A 17,963-nucleotide genomic window follows, 5' to 3' on the forward strand; every position below is an offset into this window, starting at 1 on the left:
AAATGAAGGAACTTTTTAAAAAAGTCGCTATTGTCATAATAGCGATTTTTCTACTATTAATAGATATACCATTTAACACAATTTGGAATGGTGGTGTAGAAAATGAAGTACAAGCAGCTACACCAGGTAAACCAACTGGCTCTACCGGTTCATACAAAATAGATGCAGTAGCAAAATCTGTATCAGCTAATCCCTCTGTATACTGGACACAAATAGATGATTTAAGTTTTACTGCTGTGTCGGATGGGGGTACAACTCCAGCAAAGAATTCAAGCAATAACGAGCCTGTAGCGACACAAGTAAAAAATACACTAGATTTGACGACCTATACGATGCCTACTAGTTTTGATGGTTCTGATGGAAAAAATTATTCTAGGTCAGACTTAACAAGAGTTTATCTAAAAAATGATAGTGTTAAATTTAAAAATGCTCTTTCTTTCAAAGGAATTAACTTAACCAAGGTAAGTGATACAAAATTCGCATTTTTAACTGAAACAGGTTCACCTAATAGACCTACTACTAAGACACAATACGGTAAAAATTCAGATGGCCAGCCAAAATACTCAGTTCGCTACGATACGCCAATTGATATTGTTTGGTATGGTGAAATTATAAATCAAGCAGAGATGCGTGTAGTTGAAGATTCAACAATTACGATTGGTGCAACTAAACAATACAAAGCTCAAGTACGGACTAAAAAGGGTGCTGCAGCATGGACAGCTTGGAAAGATGTCAGTGCTTACGATTGGAAATCAGATAAATCCAGCGTAGCCTCTGTTTCATCTAATGGTAGTGTAAAGGGGCTTGCAAACGGGCAAGCGAAAATAACGGCATCCTGGAAAGATAATGATTTCCATCTACAGGCAAGTGCCAATGTTAAGGTCACTGCGGAAGATGCGTTGACTATCACAGGGAACTTAAACGCATGTTTTAAAGATGGTTCTACGACTTTAAAAGCAATCTTGTATAAAACAGGTGGAAAATCATCTGATGTAACAAACACAGCGACTTGGACAAGCTCTGATACGAGTGTAGCAACGGTTTCCAAAGGTGTTGTGACGTTTAAAAAGGTTGGTTCTACAACGATTACAGCAACGGCTGAAGGTAAAAAGGAGATAGTGAAAGTTACTGTAATAGATTGTACTGTTGCTCCACCACCTGATCCTGAAGAACCTGAACCTCCTGTACCTGATAATGATCCTCCTACTGTAGAAATTGAAGGGCCACTAGAAGTTAAGCTAGGAGAAACAGTTTGTTATGTGGCAAATGCGAGTGACCCTGACGGATATATCACTTCTTACTTGTGGAACGAAGGGAATATGATTACAGACGATTTTAAAAGTAGCAAAATGTGCGGTCATTTTGACGAGATCGGCGAGCATGGTATCACAGTAATTGTTGAAGACAATGGAGATATTAATGGTAAAAATGTAAAAACTGCAAATGATCAAATGATAATCAAAGTAGTTGGGCCAAAACCATCAGCTTATATTACTGTCGGTGGCACGTTGAAAGAGAATCGTAAAATTACTGCCAAAGTTGCAGACGCTTATAGTGGAAATCCTGTATTGCATGAAAAGGTACCAATTGTTAAACAAACTTTGACAATTGAAGCTGTAGAAAAATCTAATCAAGACAAACTATTTATCAAAGAAAATATTAGTGGCAATATCGACACTTCAAAAATTGTGAATTTCTTAGGAAAATTCACTGGGGAAGTGAAATTAACTAGTTATGTAGAAAATATCGAAGGTTCTAGCGATACGTTTGAAACAGTTATAGATTTGCAGCCTGATTTAGCACCCATAGTAAATCTTGAAACTCCATCACTGATTTATCGCGAAGCTCCCAACACAGAAGGTGAGTATGCATCAGCTGACATTGTATTAACGGATAATTCATACTCGATAGATGATGGAATTCAAAAGCGTATATGGCGTTTAAAATACGATTCAAATAACGACGGTTCATTTGATGATGAAGAATGGCAGCTAATATCTGACGCTAATGAAGAAAGATTCATTTATAATACGAAAAAAGTTGGTAAGTACCTTGTTGAACTTGAAGTCTTTGAAAAGTTCGGTCAAGAAACAATCGATGAATATGTAGATCAAACATTTGATAAAGCAACGACTGATTTGAGACATGGTAATTCGGATTTAATAGCAATGGAAACGAAGATTTTTGAAGTTAATAACTTAGCTCCTGTTGCTTCAATTGAGCTTGAGCAAGAAAAAAAGACAGTCGAAGTACAATACGATGTTATTGATTCCCCATACAGTGAAACACAGCTAAGAACAATGACACCATATCTGAATCAAAAGCTTGCTGACTATGGACTGAAAGCTAATGTAAGCTTTGCAGAAAGTTCTGTTGAGGAAATAAAGGTTATATCAAGTGGTACAACTTTCTTTTTGAGGGACAATGGAGAAGTATATGTTACGGCTAGTGGACTTGGACTGTTTGGAATCCCCCATACAGCGGGGGTATTTACACCAACAAAAGCTAATTTACCGTATAAAGTTAAGGGGCTTGAATACGGTTATATGGGTACCGCGATATTTTTAACGCAAGATGGATTTGCTTATGGTTCAGGTGAAAATAGTGAATATCAAATTAAAGTAGATGAAAAACAGCGCTGGGTATCACCGCCAGAGAAAATAGAAATACCACGAACAGCTCCAATAAAAAGTGTAAGCGTGACTACTTACTCTGCTACGGGTGGTCTTTTATATTTGCTGGAAAATGGAGATGTTTATGGTTCAGGTTGGATAAATGGGTTAAACAGATATCATGTAGGGCGGAGAGATATAGTAAAAGCTGAATTACCTCTCAAAGCTACAGAAATCACACATCAAGGAAGTACAGGTTATTTTCTTTTGGAAGACGGCTCTGTGTATGAGCAAGGTGCATTAGACTTGATTTATCCTGACTTTGATATACCAGGAAAAGTTGAACTACCTTCAAAAGTAAGAAAAATGTATCCTAGTGAAAATTTTATCCACTTTTTAATGGAAGATGGAACAGTTTACGCTATGGGAAAAAATTATAATGGTCAGTTAGGTGATGGAACAAGAATAGATAGAAATACTCCAGTGAAAATTGAATTCCCATCAAGTGTAAAAGAAGTTTATGCTAAACCGAATGGTCCTTACGTTAATGATGGAAAAACTCTCTTTTTATTAAACAATGGTTTAGTTTATGAAATAAATGGAAATAAACCTTCCTTATTAAATTTACCATTCAAAACAAAACGGATCTTCAATAATTATTCAAATCAACACTTTTTAACAGAGGATGGAGAAGTTTATGCTAGAGGGGTAAATAACTTTGGTTCGTTAGGAGACGGTACTTCCATATCACGACCAATTCCTGTCAAAATTAGTTTACCAGCAAGGGTTAAAAATATTTCTTTAGGTACTGTCAGTACCTACTTCATTTTAGAAGATGGTTCGATTTATGCAACTGGAGCAAATGGCGCCGGACAACTTGGTGATGGAACAACGATAGATAGAGCAACTCCAGTAAAAATAAATGCATTTGAAGCTACTAAAACGTCAAGCTTCACACACAAAAGTGACCCAACGTACATGACGACATTTTCGAATAAGCCTATGAAGATTGAAGAAATAAAAAATAGAATTGGCGATAATCAAGGTTATTTTGTAGGTGCAACAACAGCAAGCAATCAATCAGCAGTCCAAACAATTGTTAAAGACAATGGGGATAAAGGTAAATTTATTGATATAGGTTCAACTTATAATGATGCGAACTTAAAAGCAAAAATTCAAGAATTAGCTGATTACATCATTGATACGCAAAAAAATAATAAGATTGAAGTAGAATTCTTATTAGATGAATCAACAAGTGGTACTAACAAAGCAGCGTTAGAGCAAAAAATAGCAAATACTTTAAAACCGTTAATAAATTCAAAAGACAATTCAATTCCATTTGAAAGTCGAGTGACAGTTTTAACTAATAATTACAAATTCAAAGACACTTACTTGGATGGCAAAAATCGCTTTGTCGTAGCTGTTAAGAATAACTCGCTGAGTGCCGATCTAGAAAAACACATTACAGCTACAAATCTTGCAAATAATGCACATTTTGTTGGTATAGGTGCATCAGCAAATAAGAATATACTTGAACGAATAGTCGCTAAATCAATGAAAAAAGGTACGTATATCGACAATTCAAACATCGATGCAGCACTAACAGAGCTTTCAAATTACATTTTAAATGAAGTTGAAAATAGTCGAGGGATTAATGAAGCATTTGTCACATCAGACGAGCAAATTAATTTTATAACAAACTTTGACGATTTTGAAAAAGATAGCTTATATGATGAATATTGGAAGTTTAAACATGAATTAGACTATTTTGAAAGCGAAACTGGCTTATTCCCTGAACATGATACACAGATTAGAACGCCTATTTTAACGTTTGGCCAAACAGGGCGTTATCAGCCACATTATGCAGCACAAGATGATCCACTTAGAGCACTTGATAATGACAAAGTGGAATACTTTAAAGATTATCGTAAATGGTCAGATGAAGTTAATAATTTGTTAGTCTTTGTTCATAAAAAGCCATCAAGTGACTTCACATTTACAGTAGATAAAATAAGTGGAGCATTTACTGTTACTTCCAAAGCGAATGATTCAGATAAAAAAAGCATTGATGTAGGTCTTGGTGCTGGTTTGAAGTATCAACAATTCTCCTGGAAGTTAAAAGAGGAAAATGATTGGAATGAGGGCTTGCCGAAAGGAAATCTAGATGCTGGTAAATCATACGAGGTGCGAAATACAGTAGTAGACTTCCAAAATAAAGAGTCCATAACAACTAAAACTCTTTCTAGAAATAATCTACCACCAGTAGCCATTTTTGAATCAGATAAATTGGAATATGAAGAAGGGGAAAACGTTCAATTAACAAATTCTTCGTATGATCCTAATGGTGATGATATGACAGCTACCTGGTACATTAAGAATTCGAATGACGATAATTCGAAGTACAAGGAAATTACTACAGGTACTTATCAAAATGGTAAAGGTAATCAAGATTGGAACACAGTTATTAAAAATTTAAAATGTAGCAATAAAAAATCAGAGGAAGCATGTTCATATACTATCAAACTATTTGTAAAGGACAAATATGGAGATTCTGACGAAACAACTAGAAGTATCAAGGTTGTATCAGTTGAAGCAATTGAAGTTGGTATTGAAGCTGTAGAGGTATTTACAGCACCATCAATAAAAGGCTTACCTACGTATATTCAATTAAATGAGGAAGTACTTGTGGCCAAAGAAGAACAAGCAGAAGATGCGCGTAATGCTTTTGTTCAAATTACAGTCAATAAAGATGGTAAATATTATATGGACAACAATTTTAAAGTAAAAGAATTAGTAGAAGGTGTGCAATTCATAATTCCTCCTACAGAATTACAGGTTGATTCAGCGTATGATTTTGAATTTGAAATAAGCTCTGATGATGAGAGTATTGTCATTAATCCAGGAGCCGAAAAGATTTCCCTAAATGCACGAACAGCTGAGGAAAAAACCATTTCAAGTAAAGATATAGATTTAACGTATAAGGGTCTTGTTTCAGTGAAACGCTCCATTAATACTGACCAGGTAAACACTTATGAAGTCATTCATTTAGAAACAGCAGAATTAAAGCCAACAGTAACAGGTCTTGGCCATTCATTAGATCAAACATTCATATATGATTTGCCATTGAACCAACATTATTCAGCAGAAGGTTTAATGAATATTTCTAGTAAATTGTCATTTGATGAAGTATTAATTGATTCAAACTTTGATGCTGCTGATGTTGTTGAAGGTAAAGCAATTGTGAGTACTGTAAATACTGACAATGTTGTTGAAACTAATGCAAAAAAAGAAACGATTACACAAACTTTTAGTTATCCAAAAGTGTACGTTGAATCAGTCAAGGGCAATCTTTATAGTGAAAATCAGAAATCAGTAAATGACAGTCGTATAAAGCATGATTTAATTGACGGTGGTCATAAATTGTATATTCCTATTTGGTTAGATGATATAGGAAAATATGATATTAATTACGAAACTACATCTGCAATAGGTGTTAATAAAGTGAAATTTGAAATTAGTCAAGAATTAGATATAGAAGCCTATTTATTCCTTCATATGAATTCATCTACAAAAGATAAAGACAAATTCTTAATTGAACCAGTCAATAAAAAGTTGCCATTCCCTGCTGGTAAGCCTGAAGATTGGTCAGATAGTGATGAGGAATGGATAAAAAATTAAACTGTTAAATTTTACGAGAACATATCAGTATTCTGTTGACAAATATCGGAATACTGATATAATTAGGGTAAATATAAGAAAGAAGTTTTTAAAGGTGGTGAGAGTTCTAATGAAAATCAATACAGAAGTATTAATGTGGACTGGTGGTGCAGTTGCCATTACTTCGCTTGTAGTTTTGGCAGCTAAGGGATGGTTTGGTTCTAATATTCAAGGGATCTTAGATGGAATATTATCAGGCATTGTAGGTTAATTTGTTTGAACAACACCAGAAGTTAAGAGATATTCTTATGAATATCTCTTTTTTAAAATCTTATATAAGGAGGATATCTACTTTGAAGGGAATTCCTTTTTATTTTTTGCTTTTATTTGTAGGGATATTTAGTTCAATTATGATAGCCAATTTTTTAAAACCAGATATTCAGCAAAATGATCGCACGCAAAAGATAAACGAAGTAGTTTCAGCTCAAATTTATAACAGTGCGGATTTAGGAGCTATACGTGTTAATGGAGGGATTTTTTTAGATACACAAGATTTTGAACAAGCAGTTCGAGCCGATTTAATAGAAAGATATAAATCCGCAAAAATTAGATTTGAATATCTAGAAAATCCAAACAGTTCTTTAAAAGCAATTAAAGTATTTATGGAATATGAAGATTTAATTTATACAAGTACACAAAAAGTAAATGAAATTTAGTGAAAGGTTAGGTAAAAATTTTATGAGTAAATTAAATATTTCAATGTGGGATTTAAAAAATCATATTGAACATATTGAGGATAGCTTGTTTGTTTCACATCCTGCATTGATATGTTCAGCTTTAACAGATGCGTCTAAACGAGATGAAATTAAAAAAGTTATTCTAAAACAATTTCCACATATTGCAACGGATGATGAAATTGCAGAAACGATTACTAGAGAAATTGTAGGTACAGGATTAATCGAAGATATTATTACGAATCGTGAAGATGTAACAGATATTGGATACGATGGTAATAAATTAGAAATTGTTGGTGTGAATTATTACGAAATTATTCAAGATGAACATGTTAATGAAAAGTATATTCAGCGTTTGATTCAAAAGTTTGCATCAGCAATGGGAGAAGATTTTTCACCCAAAAGACCAAAATTAAATGGTGTATATGGTGTGTTTCGTATTAATGCGGTACATAGTGCCAACACCACTGGTGGAACGACTTTAAGTTTACGTATAGTTCGTCCTAAATTAGCGCTTAATGAGGATAACTTTAATCAATTTGCGCCAGCGTTTATTTTGGACTTCTTAAAAACATCTGTAGAAACTTACAGCAATACATTGATTTCCGGTCGTCCTGGTACGGGAAAAACGGAATTACAAAAATTGGCTATGTCTTATACAAAGGATGAAAAAGAAAAAATTGGTGCGATACAAGATGTCCCTGAGCTTTTCCTAAAAGAGCTATATCCAAATAAACTGGTCTATGAATGGTTAACTGGTAATGGCCTGGAGCATAATGACCTGATTTTTGAAGCAATGCGAAATAATTTTGTATGGATTCTTGTAACTGAAATCATCAATAAAGGTGCTTACGGATTATATCAAGCAATGTACAGTGATCACGCAGTTATTACAACTTTACATGCAAAATCGGCTTTGAAAATTCCAATGCGTACAGCGTATTTAGCAAAATTTGCGCCAGAAGCTGCAATGATGGATAAAGAAACTATGGCTGAAGAAATTGAAGATTTAGCTGATTTTGGATGGCATATTAAAAGAGAAACAGTTAACGGAAAGGACTTCCGTTTTCTAAATGAAATTGCTGCTTTTGCGCCAGGAAATTCAAAATTGATTTTTAAACAAAAATTATTTGATGGGGTTCTTTATTGGGAAACGTTCGAATTACCAACTGAATTTAAAGAAGAATTAGAGCGACTAAATATTGAATTAACTTTCCCTGAAAATACAACTGGTGAAATTCCTTTATATCTTTAATTATTTGTAAGAGTAAATGAGGTGACACAATTTGAGTAAAGAGATAAAAAAGATTAGAAAATTTCATAAAGGAAAAATTTCAATTAACGAACTTAATGCGATACAAACATCTTATTCTGACAAGTTATCGTTCAAACATTTCCTTACTTATCTGGGTATACCAGCTGCCATTTTTGCAGTATTTACACATATTATATTTTTTAATTATTTTTTAACACTAGCTACAATGTGTTTTGGTTTATTGTACGGTCTTTTGAAACATTTGCCTAATATGGTAAAGAAAAATCATTACCACAAATCATACATTGAAAGAAACCGTTTTATTAACAATTGCACGAACTTGATTGGTAATGAACATGTTTCCTTTTTATCCATTTTAGAAAAGTTAATCCCTCGGCTTAATGGTGAGCTTTATAATGACATTACAGTTTTATTAGCTAAACTTACCTCTGCCAATAAAGAACTAGCTGAAAAAGCATTTGATGAAATTGTAAAAAAATATGAAGAAGATGTGATCTTTGGCCAATTTTTTGAACAGTTAGAAACTGCCCATCTTGAAGGCCGTCCTAACATTGAGACTTTTAAAGAATTAAAGGAACAGCATAATGCATTTATTTTACAACAAGATGAATTTCAAGTTGAAAAAGGAACATTTATAACAACTGTAATGGTAACAGCATTCCTAGTATTAATTATTATTGGGTTGCTTGTATTTTCATATTCTATTGAAATTTACCTCGATGCATATGCATATACCACTATTGGAATGATATTTAATAGTCTATTTTTAGTGTTAATTTATTTATTTTTCAATCGTACAATGAATTTTCTTTATGATGATTCATTGACTACTTTTTAAAGGGAGGGAAATTGATGAAGCTTTTAAGTTTTGCAGAAGCAAATTATATTACTATGCTTGATGAAATGGGTCATAGTGAATACGAAATCAAAAAGCGTATGAAAAAGAGGATAAGATTAACAGTGTTTATGTTTGTGATCTTTTTAATCTTGTCTATACTCACGAAAAACTCCCTCTGGTATTTATTATTAGTATTCATGAGTTTTGTAGCATTTAAAAATGATTACAACAAAGTAAATAGATTATATGATGAATTTTGCTTTAAAAGAGAACTGCAATTTTCAAAATTCATGCGGTTAATTGTACCTTATTTAAAACAAAGTGCTGATGAAAAAAATAATTTAGGTAGTCAACATAGTCAACGTGATATGCCATTGTACACCATTTTCACTAAACTAATCCCACGTTTGGATGGCGATTTGCAAAAATCTCTTTTCAGACTAATGAATGAAATGGTCGCAGCTCCAAACGATATTACACCTTTTTTAGAATTTTCGAAGCGTTCCAGTAATAAGGATATTGATTTAAATTTTATGATGGCCATATTCGATTATCAAAATTCAACTAAAGAATTATCTGTAATTGAAGAATTAAGTGATATTGCAAACCGTGAATTACTGAAAAGGACAAAGGAAGTAATTAATCTTAAATTTAAAAAAGTTAACTCGATTCCCTTTATGTTAGCAATTTCTATTGTGCTTATATTGATTCCATATTTATTAGCTTTTATTATTTACTCCGTAAAAACAACAGGACTTGTCTAGGGGGTGTTTAAATGGACGGGATCGTTTCATTTTTAGGGAAAATCGCTTTAACTGTTGTATGCACACTATTTATGTTGACGATTGGTGCAGTTGTTATTCAATTAGGTGAAAAAAATGATTATCAACAATATGCAAATAATTCAATCGAACGATTTGGAGGTTTAACAAACGAAGCATTAACAGACATTGAAAATTATTCAAATGATAACTTTAATGGACGTTTTGTTATGCAAACATCAACTGGAAAGAAATCGTATGGTGAAGATATTTTGTACAAATATCAAATGATTATCAAGCCAGTATTCATGGACTTTGAAGTTATCAAATTAAATTTTAAGGGTTCAGCTTCGAGTAAGGTAAGGTGATGATATGAAGATAACTACTACTGAATTAATGTTGCTTGCTGGTGGACTTACGATAGTTATAACAATTGTATTATTTTTAACTGGAAAAATTGAATTTTTAAACCAAATCTTTTTGGATAGGGCCACAACAAGATTTGTAAATTACTAAATTAATGATGCATTTTTCACTCATAATATATCAGGATTCTGTTGACTTGACCAGAATTCTGATATAAAATTACATGTAAAGGTATTGTTTGGAAGGGGGGAGGGAATTGGCAAAGAAGATGTCAATCGGTGAATGGATTCGATTGAAGCGTTTAGAAAAAGGGCTTTCTCAAAAAAGTGTTGCTGAACTCTCAAAGGGTGTTTTGAAGCAAAGTACATTAAGTGCTTATGAACAGAACAAAATTAAGGATATTAATATCAGTAAGCTAGTCGAATTAGGGAAAATATTAGGGTTTACACCAAAAGACTTACCCTGGGATCTTCTTGATCTAGATACAACTGAATCTGAACGTATCGGTGTTTATGAACTACCCACAACAGCAGATAGCGTCCGACTTTTTAACGGGAAGACATACCAGCTCGAAGGGGTTCTCGGAGTTGAAACCGATACAGGAGCAGTGAAGAATATTTCAGAGATTTATTATCAAGTTCGTTCAGCTGCATCGAAAGGTTCACTTGTTGCGAAAAGAAAACATCCTCACGATGAGTTGGTACGCTATTCAAACCGAAAATTGAATAATGGGTGAGCTATTAAAAGGTTGCGATATTTAGTAGCTTATACCGTCTAAATGGTTTGTGAGTACGCCTAAAACTCACCATTCGTCGCTTAATTAATGTAAGGAGGATTTTGATGGCTACAAAGGCACAAAAGTCTAATAAACAGATTGCAGAAATGATTTTGCGTGTGCAAGGTCAAGATTATGATGAATGGCTAGATGAACAGCATGTGGCACTTATTACTAGAAGTACAGAAGTGATTACAAAAGTCACAAAAATGGCATTAACAAAAGACATACCAGGTAATTCTAGTAATCAACTAAATCAACAATCTGAACCAGTAGATTCATAGGAAAAGGAGGTTTTTAGTTTGGAACAATTCATAGCTAATGCAACTGCATTTCTTGAGTGGGCACAAAAGCCGTCGCTAATTTGTGCAGCCATCGCAAGTCTTATCGCTGGATATTTTTTGATGGCTGGTGGACAAGACGGAAGACGTACTGCCAAGAACATTCTTATTGGTGCGGGAGTTGGCCTTCTTTTGGTTAATGGCGCCCTTGCACTTGCAACTTCTGTAAATACCAATTTTACATTCTAATAAAAAACACCCTCTATTACAGAGGGTGTTTTTTATTTAAAGAAGGGAGAAAAATTTATGTTACAAGTCGTATTTTATAATTCTGCAAATACAGAGAAAGTTGAAAACTTTAAACACATTCCCTTTTCTGATGCTGTTGTCCTAACAGAAAATGTTGAGCGTGAATGTCGTAAAGAAAAACAGTTATTTCAAGCAGAGTTTCAAATTACGGATCTGAATGGAAATGTCTATTATCGGGGTATATTTGCATTCGGTTCTTATGATTATCAAAATATCTACCATCAGTTACATGAAACAGCACCAAAAATCAAAGTACCAAAAGATAAGGAACATGAACGACAATTTTTACTTGAACAAATTGAAAAATTAACACCAGCTGCTTATAAAGAAATTGAATTTGTTGATAAAACATTCATCAATTTAGAAAAAACAAATATTAGTAGATTTAAGAAATGGCAACGCTCTGTGTTTTATTTACTTGGTTCAGGTGCAACTATTGGTTGTTTAGCATTAGGTTTTATGTTCAATATGCAACAAAATAGTTTTAATAATGAATTAGCCAAAGAAGTAGAAAAAGGTGAAATTAATAAACAATTGATTGAACATTATGAGTCAGCACTTCAGGGCAACAAAGAATCTTACTTCACATACTTAGAATCGTTGAATAAAGAAAATAAATTAACGGAAAATCAGCAAGTACTTTTGATCAACGAATATTTAGTAGCTGGCGCTTTCGATAAGGCCGTTTCTCTTAATGATGATGTGATTTATGTTGAGACACTTTTATTAGCGAATAAGGGGCTTTCAGATGCCATTAAGAAAGATAAAATTGCAACCTTTAATGAACTATATCCAACAAATGAAGCTAGGTTTGATTTAGCATATTTCGAAAAAAATTATGAGCTTTTATTAAATGTTGAGAACGTAAATATGACAGTTCAACGTTCTGAAATGAAAACCTACGCATATTTAAAATTGGGCAAAGTAGAAGAAGCAAAAAAAGAATTAAATAACAATTCTAATAGTGTTTTAAGTGAAAAAATTGTCCGTTACGAAATTTTAGCTGCGGAAATCAAAACGTTACAAACGCGATTACCTTTAGTATCAGGCGAAGAAAAGAACGAAATTTCTAAGCAGATTGCAGATAAAGAACAAGAAATTGCGAAGCTTTAAGAGAGGGTGACGCATGTTTTATGGAAAATAAACCGAAATGGTATCAGCTGATAAGAAAATATGGGTTGCCTTTTGGCGTCTTTATAAGTACGTTTTCCGTTTCATTATTCGCTTTGAATTTCATTGTGAATTTGATATTTGAACTTAAAAGAAGCTATGTCGATGAAGGAACTTTATTAAAACCTTCAGTAATTGAATTTAGTAGCGATTTGTTATGGACTATTACTCATTTTTTTTCATTGGGTGTACTTACAATGATTTTAATTATAATGAATTTTATTTTTACATCTTTCTTCACATACAAGATTCATTCTAATTATGGTCGAGTTGGAAAAGGTGATGAAAAAGGTACAGGTCGCTTTACAACTATTGAAGAACTCAAAAAACAATATCGAGCAATTCCCGAAAAAGTAGAAAGGTTTGAGGGTGGGGGAGGTATTCCAATATCACGCTTAAACGACAAGATTTTTATTGATGATTCACCAGTCAATAATCTAATTATAGGTACTACTCGTTCAGGTAAAGGTGAAGTATTTGTTGTTTCAGCTATTGATATTTATAGTCGTGCTGAAAATCAAGCTTCTTTAATCGTAACAGATCCTAAGGGGGAGCTATATGCAGCTTCTAAAGAACAACTAGAAGGATTGAATTACAATGTGCAATGTTTAAATTTAATGAATCCTTTTGCATCGATTAGTTACAACCTTTTAGAACTTGTGAAAAACGAATTCATGATGAATAATTTTGCAACAGCTCAACAATACGCTCGAAGTGTTGCATTTATGATTTATAACGATCCCTTAGCAAGAGATAAGTTTTGGCAAAATGCTAGTACCGATTTAGTAACAGCTTTAATACTAGGATTATGTGAATACAGCAAGAATGAGCCATACAAAATTACGATGTATAACATTGCTTTAATGATGATTAATTTAGCCACACAAACGGTTATAGAAGAAGAAACAGGAGCTGAAAGTACTGCACTCGATAAGTTCTTTGAACAATTTGAACCCTCACATCCAGCGCGAATGCAATATGCAACGATTGATTTTTCGAAAGGGCAAACGCGGGCTGCAGTTTTATCAAATACAACTTCAAAATTAGGTGTTTTCACGCTTGATGGAACGGCAAAGCTTACAAGTAAAAATACTTTTGATATGCGCAAATTCGGTTATAATCATTGGCTTACAGCACAGGTTAAACCTCTAACTCGTGTAAATGTTGTATTTAACGGAGTCACAGAAACAATTCGAAGTGGGGCTGATGGAATCTTCACTATTTATCACAAGAATAATTTAAAGATTGATGATGAAATTGCGATTCAAGTTGAGGATGAAAAAGCTTCCTTCAAAGTAATAGAAATTTTAAAAGATGGAAGCATTCAGTATGAGCAAACGTCAGGCTTATCTTCAATTTCCATTAGCGAATGGATACAAGATGATCGTCCTGTAGCATTATTTATGATTATCCCTGATTATGATCAAACATTTAATATAATCGCAAGTTTATTTATTAAACAGGTATATACGCTATTAGCCCGTATTGCAAGTAACGTAAAAGGTAACAAGTGTCATAGAGAAGTAGTATTCCTTATTGATGAATTCGGTAATATGCCAGCAATTGAAGGAATGGCCAATATTTTAACGGTTTGTCTTGGTCGTAATATTCGTTTTAATTTGATTATTCAAGCTTACAGTCAAATTGAAAGTTTATACGGAAATGACTGGAAGACAATTGACGGAAACTGTAACAACACTATTTATCTTTTAACAAGTGATCCAGATACTGCTGAACGAATTAGCAAAACACTTGGACCAAAAACGATTAGAACGAAATCAGTTTCAGGGAAGACCATAGATTTTGATAAATCGAAAACAATTGGAATTGAAGCTCGTTCTTTATTAGATATGAATGAATTAATGCGTTTAAAAGAAGCTGAGTCTGTTGTTATTCGTACAATAAAACGCCAAGATTTAAAACGAAATCGTATTCGCCAATTTCCAATTTACAATCATGATAAAACCTCTATGAAGTATCGTTGGGAATATCTTGGTGATCTTTATGATACATCGAAATCGATTAATGATTTTGACATACCTTGTGCACACGCTGATTTAAATTTAAAAGACATTCAAATTTGTTATAGTGTTCTTGAAAATGATACTAAAGAAATAACAAACGAAGGAGCAATAGAACAGGCTTCAATTGAAGTAGCTTCTACAGAAGCTTTAAATGCGGTTTCTGAACCTGAAGACAGTTCTATTAGTTTTTCAAATTCTGTAGTTGCACCAGAGCAGATAAATAATGGTTTAAATCAAATGTTATTTAAAGTAGCCTTCAAACGTCCAGGACGATTTGAAGAAATCTTCCAAGAAGAAGCATTTGAAACATACTCAATTGGTAAAGTACGAGATCTAATTATTGCTTACCAAGATGAAATGATAAAAGAAAATTTTATTATGCTAAATAATATGCTTACCAAACAATTGAATGAGGGGGAAAATTAATGTGTAAAAATGTAGTTGAAATTATTGAGGAAAATGAAAAATTAGTGAGTGCCATTAATAACTTTTTAGAGCTAACGAAAAAAGAATTTATGATAAGTAATATTGAAGCAGCTCAACAACATGCCCATAATGTTGCATTCAAGATTTATAACGATCCTTTAGCAAAGGATAAGTTTTGGCAATATGCCAGCACTGATTTACTAACTGCATTTATTTTAGGATTTTGTGAGCATTGCAAAGAAGAGCCACAAAAAATCACAATGAAAAACATTGCTTTAATGATGATTGATTTGTCTAAGCAAACATTTATTGATTTAGAAACTGGTGTTGAAAAAGTAGCACTTGATAAGTTTTTTGAGCAGTTTGAACCGTCACATATTGCACGTATGCAGTTTGCAAAGATTGATTTTACAAATGGACAAATGGGTGCATCAGTTTTATCTTATACGACTTCAAGATTAGGAGTATTCGCAACTAAACAAATTATTGAGGGGGATAATTAATGCGTAAAAATGTAGTTGAAATAATTGAAGATAATAAACAGTTATTGGCTGCGGGTAATATCATTAAGGTGTTGTTTGATGATGGTTTAGCAACCATCTTTCAGGACAAACAAACAATTGGAGAACCAATCATTACGTTGTTAGAAGAAGCCGACTATCATATTTTAGGTAGTATTCATGATTACCAAAAGAATTGAGGTGTTCCTAAATGTCAGATAGTGAAGTAATTCGTATATTAGAAGAATTTAGTAAATATTTATCGACAGCGAACATTTTTATTGATCCTTTTAGATGGCTGATGTGGATATTTGTACAAGGTTTAGCGTTTATTATTGATGGAATGGAAAATTTAACAAATCAAGTGCTATTAGTAAAAAATTTCTTTGAAACACCTGCAATACTCAATTTCTTACAAACTTTTAGGCCAGTTACTATAATACTACTTGCCTTTTCGATATTGTTTACGGGTTATTTATTAATTTTCAAACGAAAAGCAGTGCAAGGTGAAGCTATTGCAATTAATTTAACGATTACTTTGGCTATCTTCTCCATTCTAACGCCAGGTATTCATAAAATTAATGAAACAACGGATGAAGCTATAAATGCTTTAAATGTAGCTAATCTGTATAACAATGAAACTGGAACTATCTCGGAGAACATTGTGATTAGAAACACTACAGATTTGTTAGCCCTTGATCGTGATGGATGGTCTACAAAAGAAGTCGTTAATAACGTTCCTCCAAGTCTAGTCTTGAAACTAAAAGCTACAGAACGTTTTGATCCAGGAGAATTAAAGCTAGAAAACAGTAAAGTAGCTGAGAATTTTTTAGGTTGGGATGGTCAAGGAAGAATTTTAGTTGAGTTTGATCAGGGGGGCTTTGCAGATTGGAATAACGAGTATTACTATCGTTACAATTTCAATTGGTTTACGATTATTGTCTCGCTGTTAGTAATGGGTTTTACTTTATTTACAATTACTTTGAAGTTAGCAAAATTATCATATGAAATCGCCTTTAATCAAATATTGGCGATGATTATTGCACCAACCGATATACACGATGGCGCAAAAACGAAAAAAATATTACAAAACATTTTAAATATGTTTATTGTTATAATATTTATTTTCTTATCGATGCGTCTTTATATTATAGGTTTAGAATATTTAACAAATAATTTTGAGGGAATAGCCTATTTAATCCTTTTAATCGGTTTTTCCATGGCTTTAATAGATGGGCCAAACATTGTTGAACGTTTATATGGCATTGATGCTGGTATTAAATCAGGTTGGGGTGCTCTTGCTGGGGGACTTGCTTTAGCGAAAGTAGGTAGCTCAATAGCAACTGGGGGCTATAAAGGAGCTTCTAACGTTATGAAAAATCTAGGTAATCAATTGTCTTCAGGTAAAAATGACGGGAACAATAATAAGTCACCATTACGAAAAGAAAAAGAGAATGTTAAGTCACCATTTAAACAATCAAACAATGAAAAAGCTAATGATCAATCATCACCACTCGGAAACCAAGCCACAAGTGGTCAAAATGAACAATCTTCAGTAGGTAGTTCTGAAGAACAAGTAGCTGCTTCACTACATGATACAAATACAACCAGTGGCCAAAACAATGATACAGCATCTCAAACAGAAAAAGGTATACAAAAATCAAATTCAAGTGGTACAGCTGGAAATGGAACTACAAGTGGTCAAAAAGATAGTAGTACATCAAATAAGACTACTAGCACACCAAAACCAATACAGGCTAATAAACAATCATCACCAGTTAATTCAAGTGGTGTAACTAACAATATAGCCACAAGTGGTCAAAAAGATAGTAGTACATCAAAATCACCTACTAATACACCACAGCCAACACAGGCTAGTGAACAACCATCACCAGTTAATTCAAGTGGTGTAACTGATTATATAGCCACAAGTGGTCAAAAAGATAGTGCAACCAAAGCACCTACTAATACACCGAAACCAACACAAGCTAATGAACAACAATCACCAGTTAATTATAGTGGGGCAACTGATAATGAAGCTACAAGTGGTCAAAGTCCGCAAAGTGTACCAACAAGCCAAGTAAGCGCACCAGCGCCACAAAGTGCACCAGTAAGCCAAGCAAACGCACCAGCGTCACAAAGTGCGCCAGTAAGCCAAGCAAACGCACCAGCGCCACAAAGTGCGCCAGTAAGCCAAGCAAACGCACCAGCGTCACAAAGTGCGCCAGTAAGCC

The 17,963-nt window shown here is 33.4% G+C and carries 15 protein-coding genes; all 15 read left to right on the top strand.

The features are described from left to right. Positions 1-2: 2 nt before the first annotated feature. Complete coding sequence (locus tag C9J29_RS22280) at positions 3-6,290, top strand: Ig-like domain-containing protein (protein ID WP_107922813.1); 6,288 nt, start codon at positions 3-5, stop codon at positions 6,288-6,290. Between the two features lie 109 nt (positions 6,291-6,399). Further along, positions 6,400-6,540 (top strand): hypothetical protein, encoded by a 141-nt coding sequence (locus tag C9J29_RS24455; protein ID WP_170110041.1) that lies wholly within the window; start codon positions 6,400-6,402, stop codon positions 6,538-6,540. An 82-nt stretch (positions 6,541-6,622) separates the two neighbouring features. Next, positions 6,623-6,985, top strand: a complete 363-nt coding sequence (locus tag C9J29_RS22285; protein ID WP_107922814.1) for a hypothetical protein — start codon at positions 6,623-6,625, stop codon at positions 6,983-6,985. Between the two features lie 22 nt (positions 6,986-7,007). Further along, positions 7,008-8,258, top strand: a complete 1,251-nt coding sequence (locus C9J29_RS22290; RefSeq protein WP_170110042.1) for an ATPase, T2SS/T4P/T4SS family — start codon at positions 7,008-7,010, stop codon at positions 8,256-8,258. Positions 8,259-8,289: 31 nt separating this feature from the next. After that, complete coding sequence (locus C9J29_RS22295; protein ID WP_107922816.1) at positions 8,290-9,117, top strand: hypothetical protein; 828 nt, start codon at positions 8,290-8,292, stop codon at positions 9,115-9,117. A 14-nt stretch (positions 9,118-9,131) separates the two neighbouring features. Continuing rightward, complete coding sequence (locus C9J29_RS22300; protein WP_107922817.1) at positions 9,132-9,881, top strand: hypothetical protein; 750 nt, start codon at positions 9,132-9,134, stop codon at positions 9,879-9,881. Positions 9,882-9,892: 11 nt separating this feature from the next. After that, the gene (locus C9J29_RS22305; protein ID WP_107922818.1) at positions 9,893-10,246 is read left to right on the top strand and encodes a hypothetical protein; all 354 of its coding nucleotides are present in this window, start codon (positions 9,893-9,895) and stop codon (positions 10,244-10,246) included. A 254-nt stretch (positions 10,247-10,500) separates the two neighbouring features. Then, complete coding sequence (locus C9J29_RS22310; RefSeq protein ID WP_107922819.1) at positions 10,501-10,980, top strand: helix-turn-helix domain-containing protein; 480 nt, start codon at positions 10,501-10,503, stop codon at positions 10,978-10,980. Between the two features lie 104 nt (positions 10,981-11,084). After that, entirely contained in the window at positions 11,085-11,303 is a 219-nt protein-coding gene (locus tag C9J29_RS22315; RefSeq protein WP_107922820.1) for a hypothetical protein, read from the top strand. An 18-nt stretch (positions 11,304-11,321) separates the two neighbouring features. After that, positions 11,322-11,549, top strand: coding sequence for a hypothetical protein (locus C9J29_RS22320; protein ID WP_107922821.1), 228 nt, complete (start codon positions 11,322-11,324; stop codon positions 11,547-11,549). 57 nt (positions 11,550-11,606) lie between these two features. Next, positions 11,607-12,722, top strand: coding sequence for a hypothetical protein (locus C9J29_RS22325; protein ID WP_107922822.1), 1,116 nt, complete (start codon positions 11,607-11,609; stop codon positions 12,720-12,722). A gap of 20 nt (positions 12,723-12,742) precedes the next feature. Further along, positions 12,743-15,229 carry a VirD4-like conjugal transfer protein, CD1115 family gene (locus C9J29_RS22330; protein ID WP_107922823.1) on the top strand — a complete coding sequence of 829 codons (2,487 nt, stop codon included), beginning with the start codon at positions 12,743-12,745 and terminating at the stop codon, positions 15,227-15,229. Beyond that, positions 15,229-15,732, top strand: coding sequence for a hypothetical protein (locus C9J29_RS22335; protein WP_107922824.1), 504 nt, complete (start codon positions 15,229-15,231; stop codon positions 15,730-15,732). The genes C9J29_RS22330 and C9J29_RS22335 overlap by 1 nt, the downstream gene beginning before the upstream one ends. Then, entirely contained in the window at positions 15,732-15,929 is a 198-nt protein-coding gene (locus C9J29_RS22340; protein WP_107922825.1) for a hypothetical protein, read from the top strand. The genes C9J29_RS22335 and C9J29_RS22340 overlap by 1 nt, the downstream gene beginning before the upstream one ends. Positions 15,930-15,940: 11 nt before the next feature. Further along, positions 15,941-17,963, top strand: a 2,023-nt coding sequence (locus C9J29_RS22345; RefSeq protein ID WP_107922826.1) for a pLS20_p028 family conjugation system transmembrane protein, incomplete at its 3' end; no start/stop codon positions are given.

Origin of the sequence: Lysinibacillus fusiformis (assembly GCF_003049525.1) — a bacterium.
Taxonomy (GTDB): domain Bacteria; phylum Bacillota; class Bacilli; order Bacillales_A; family Planococcaceae; genus Lysinibacillus; species Lysinibacillus fusiformis.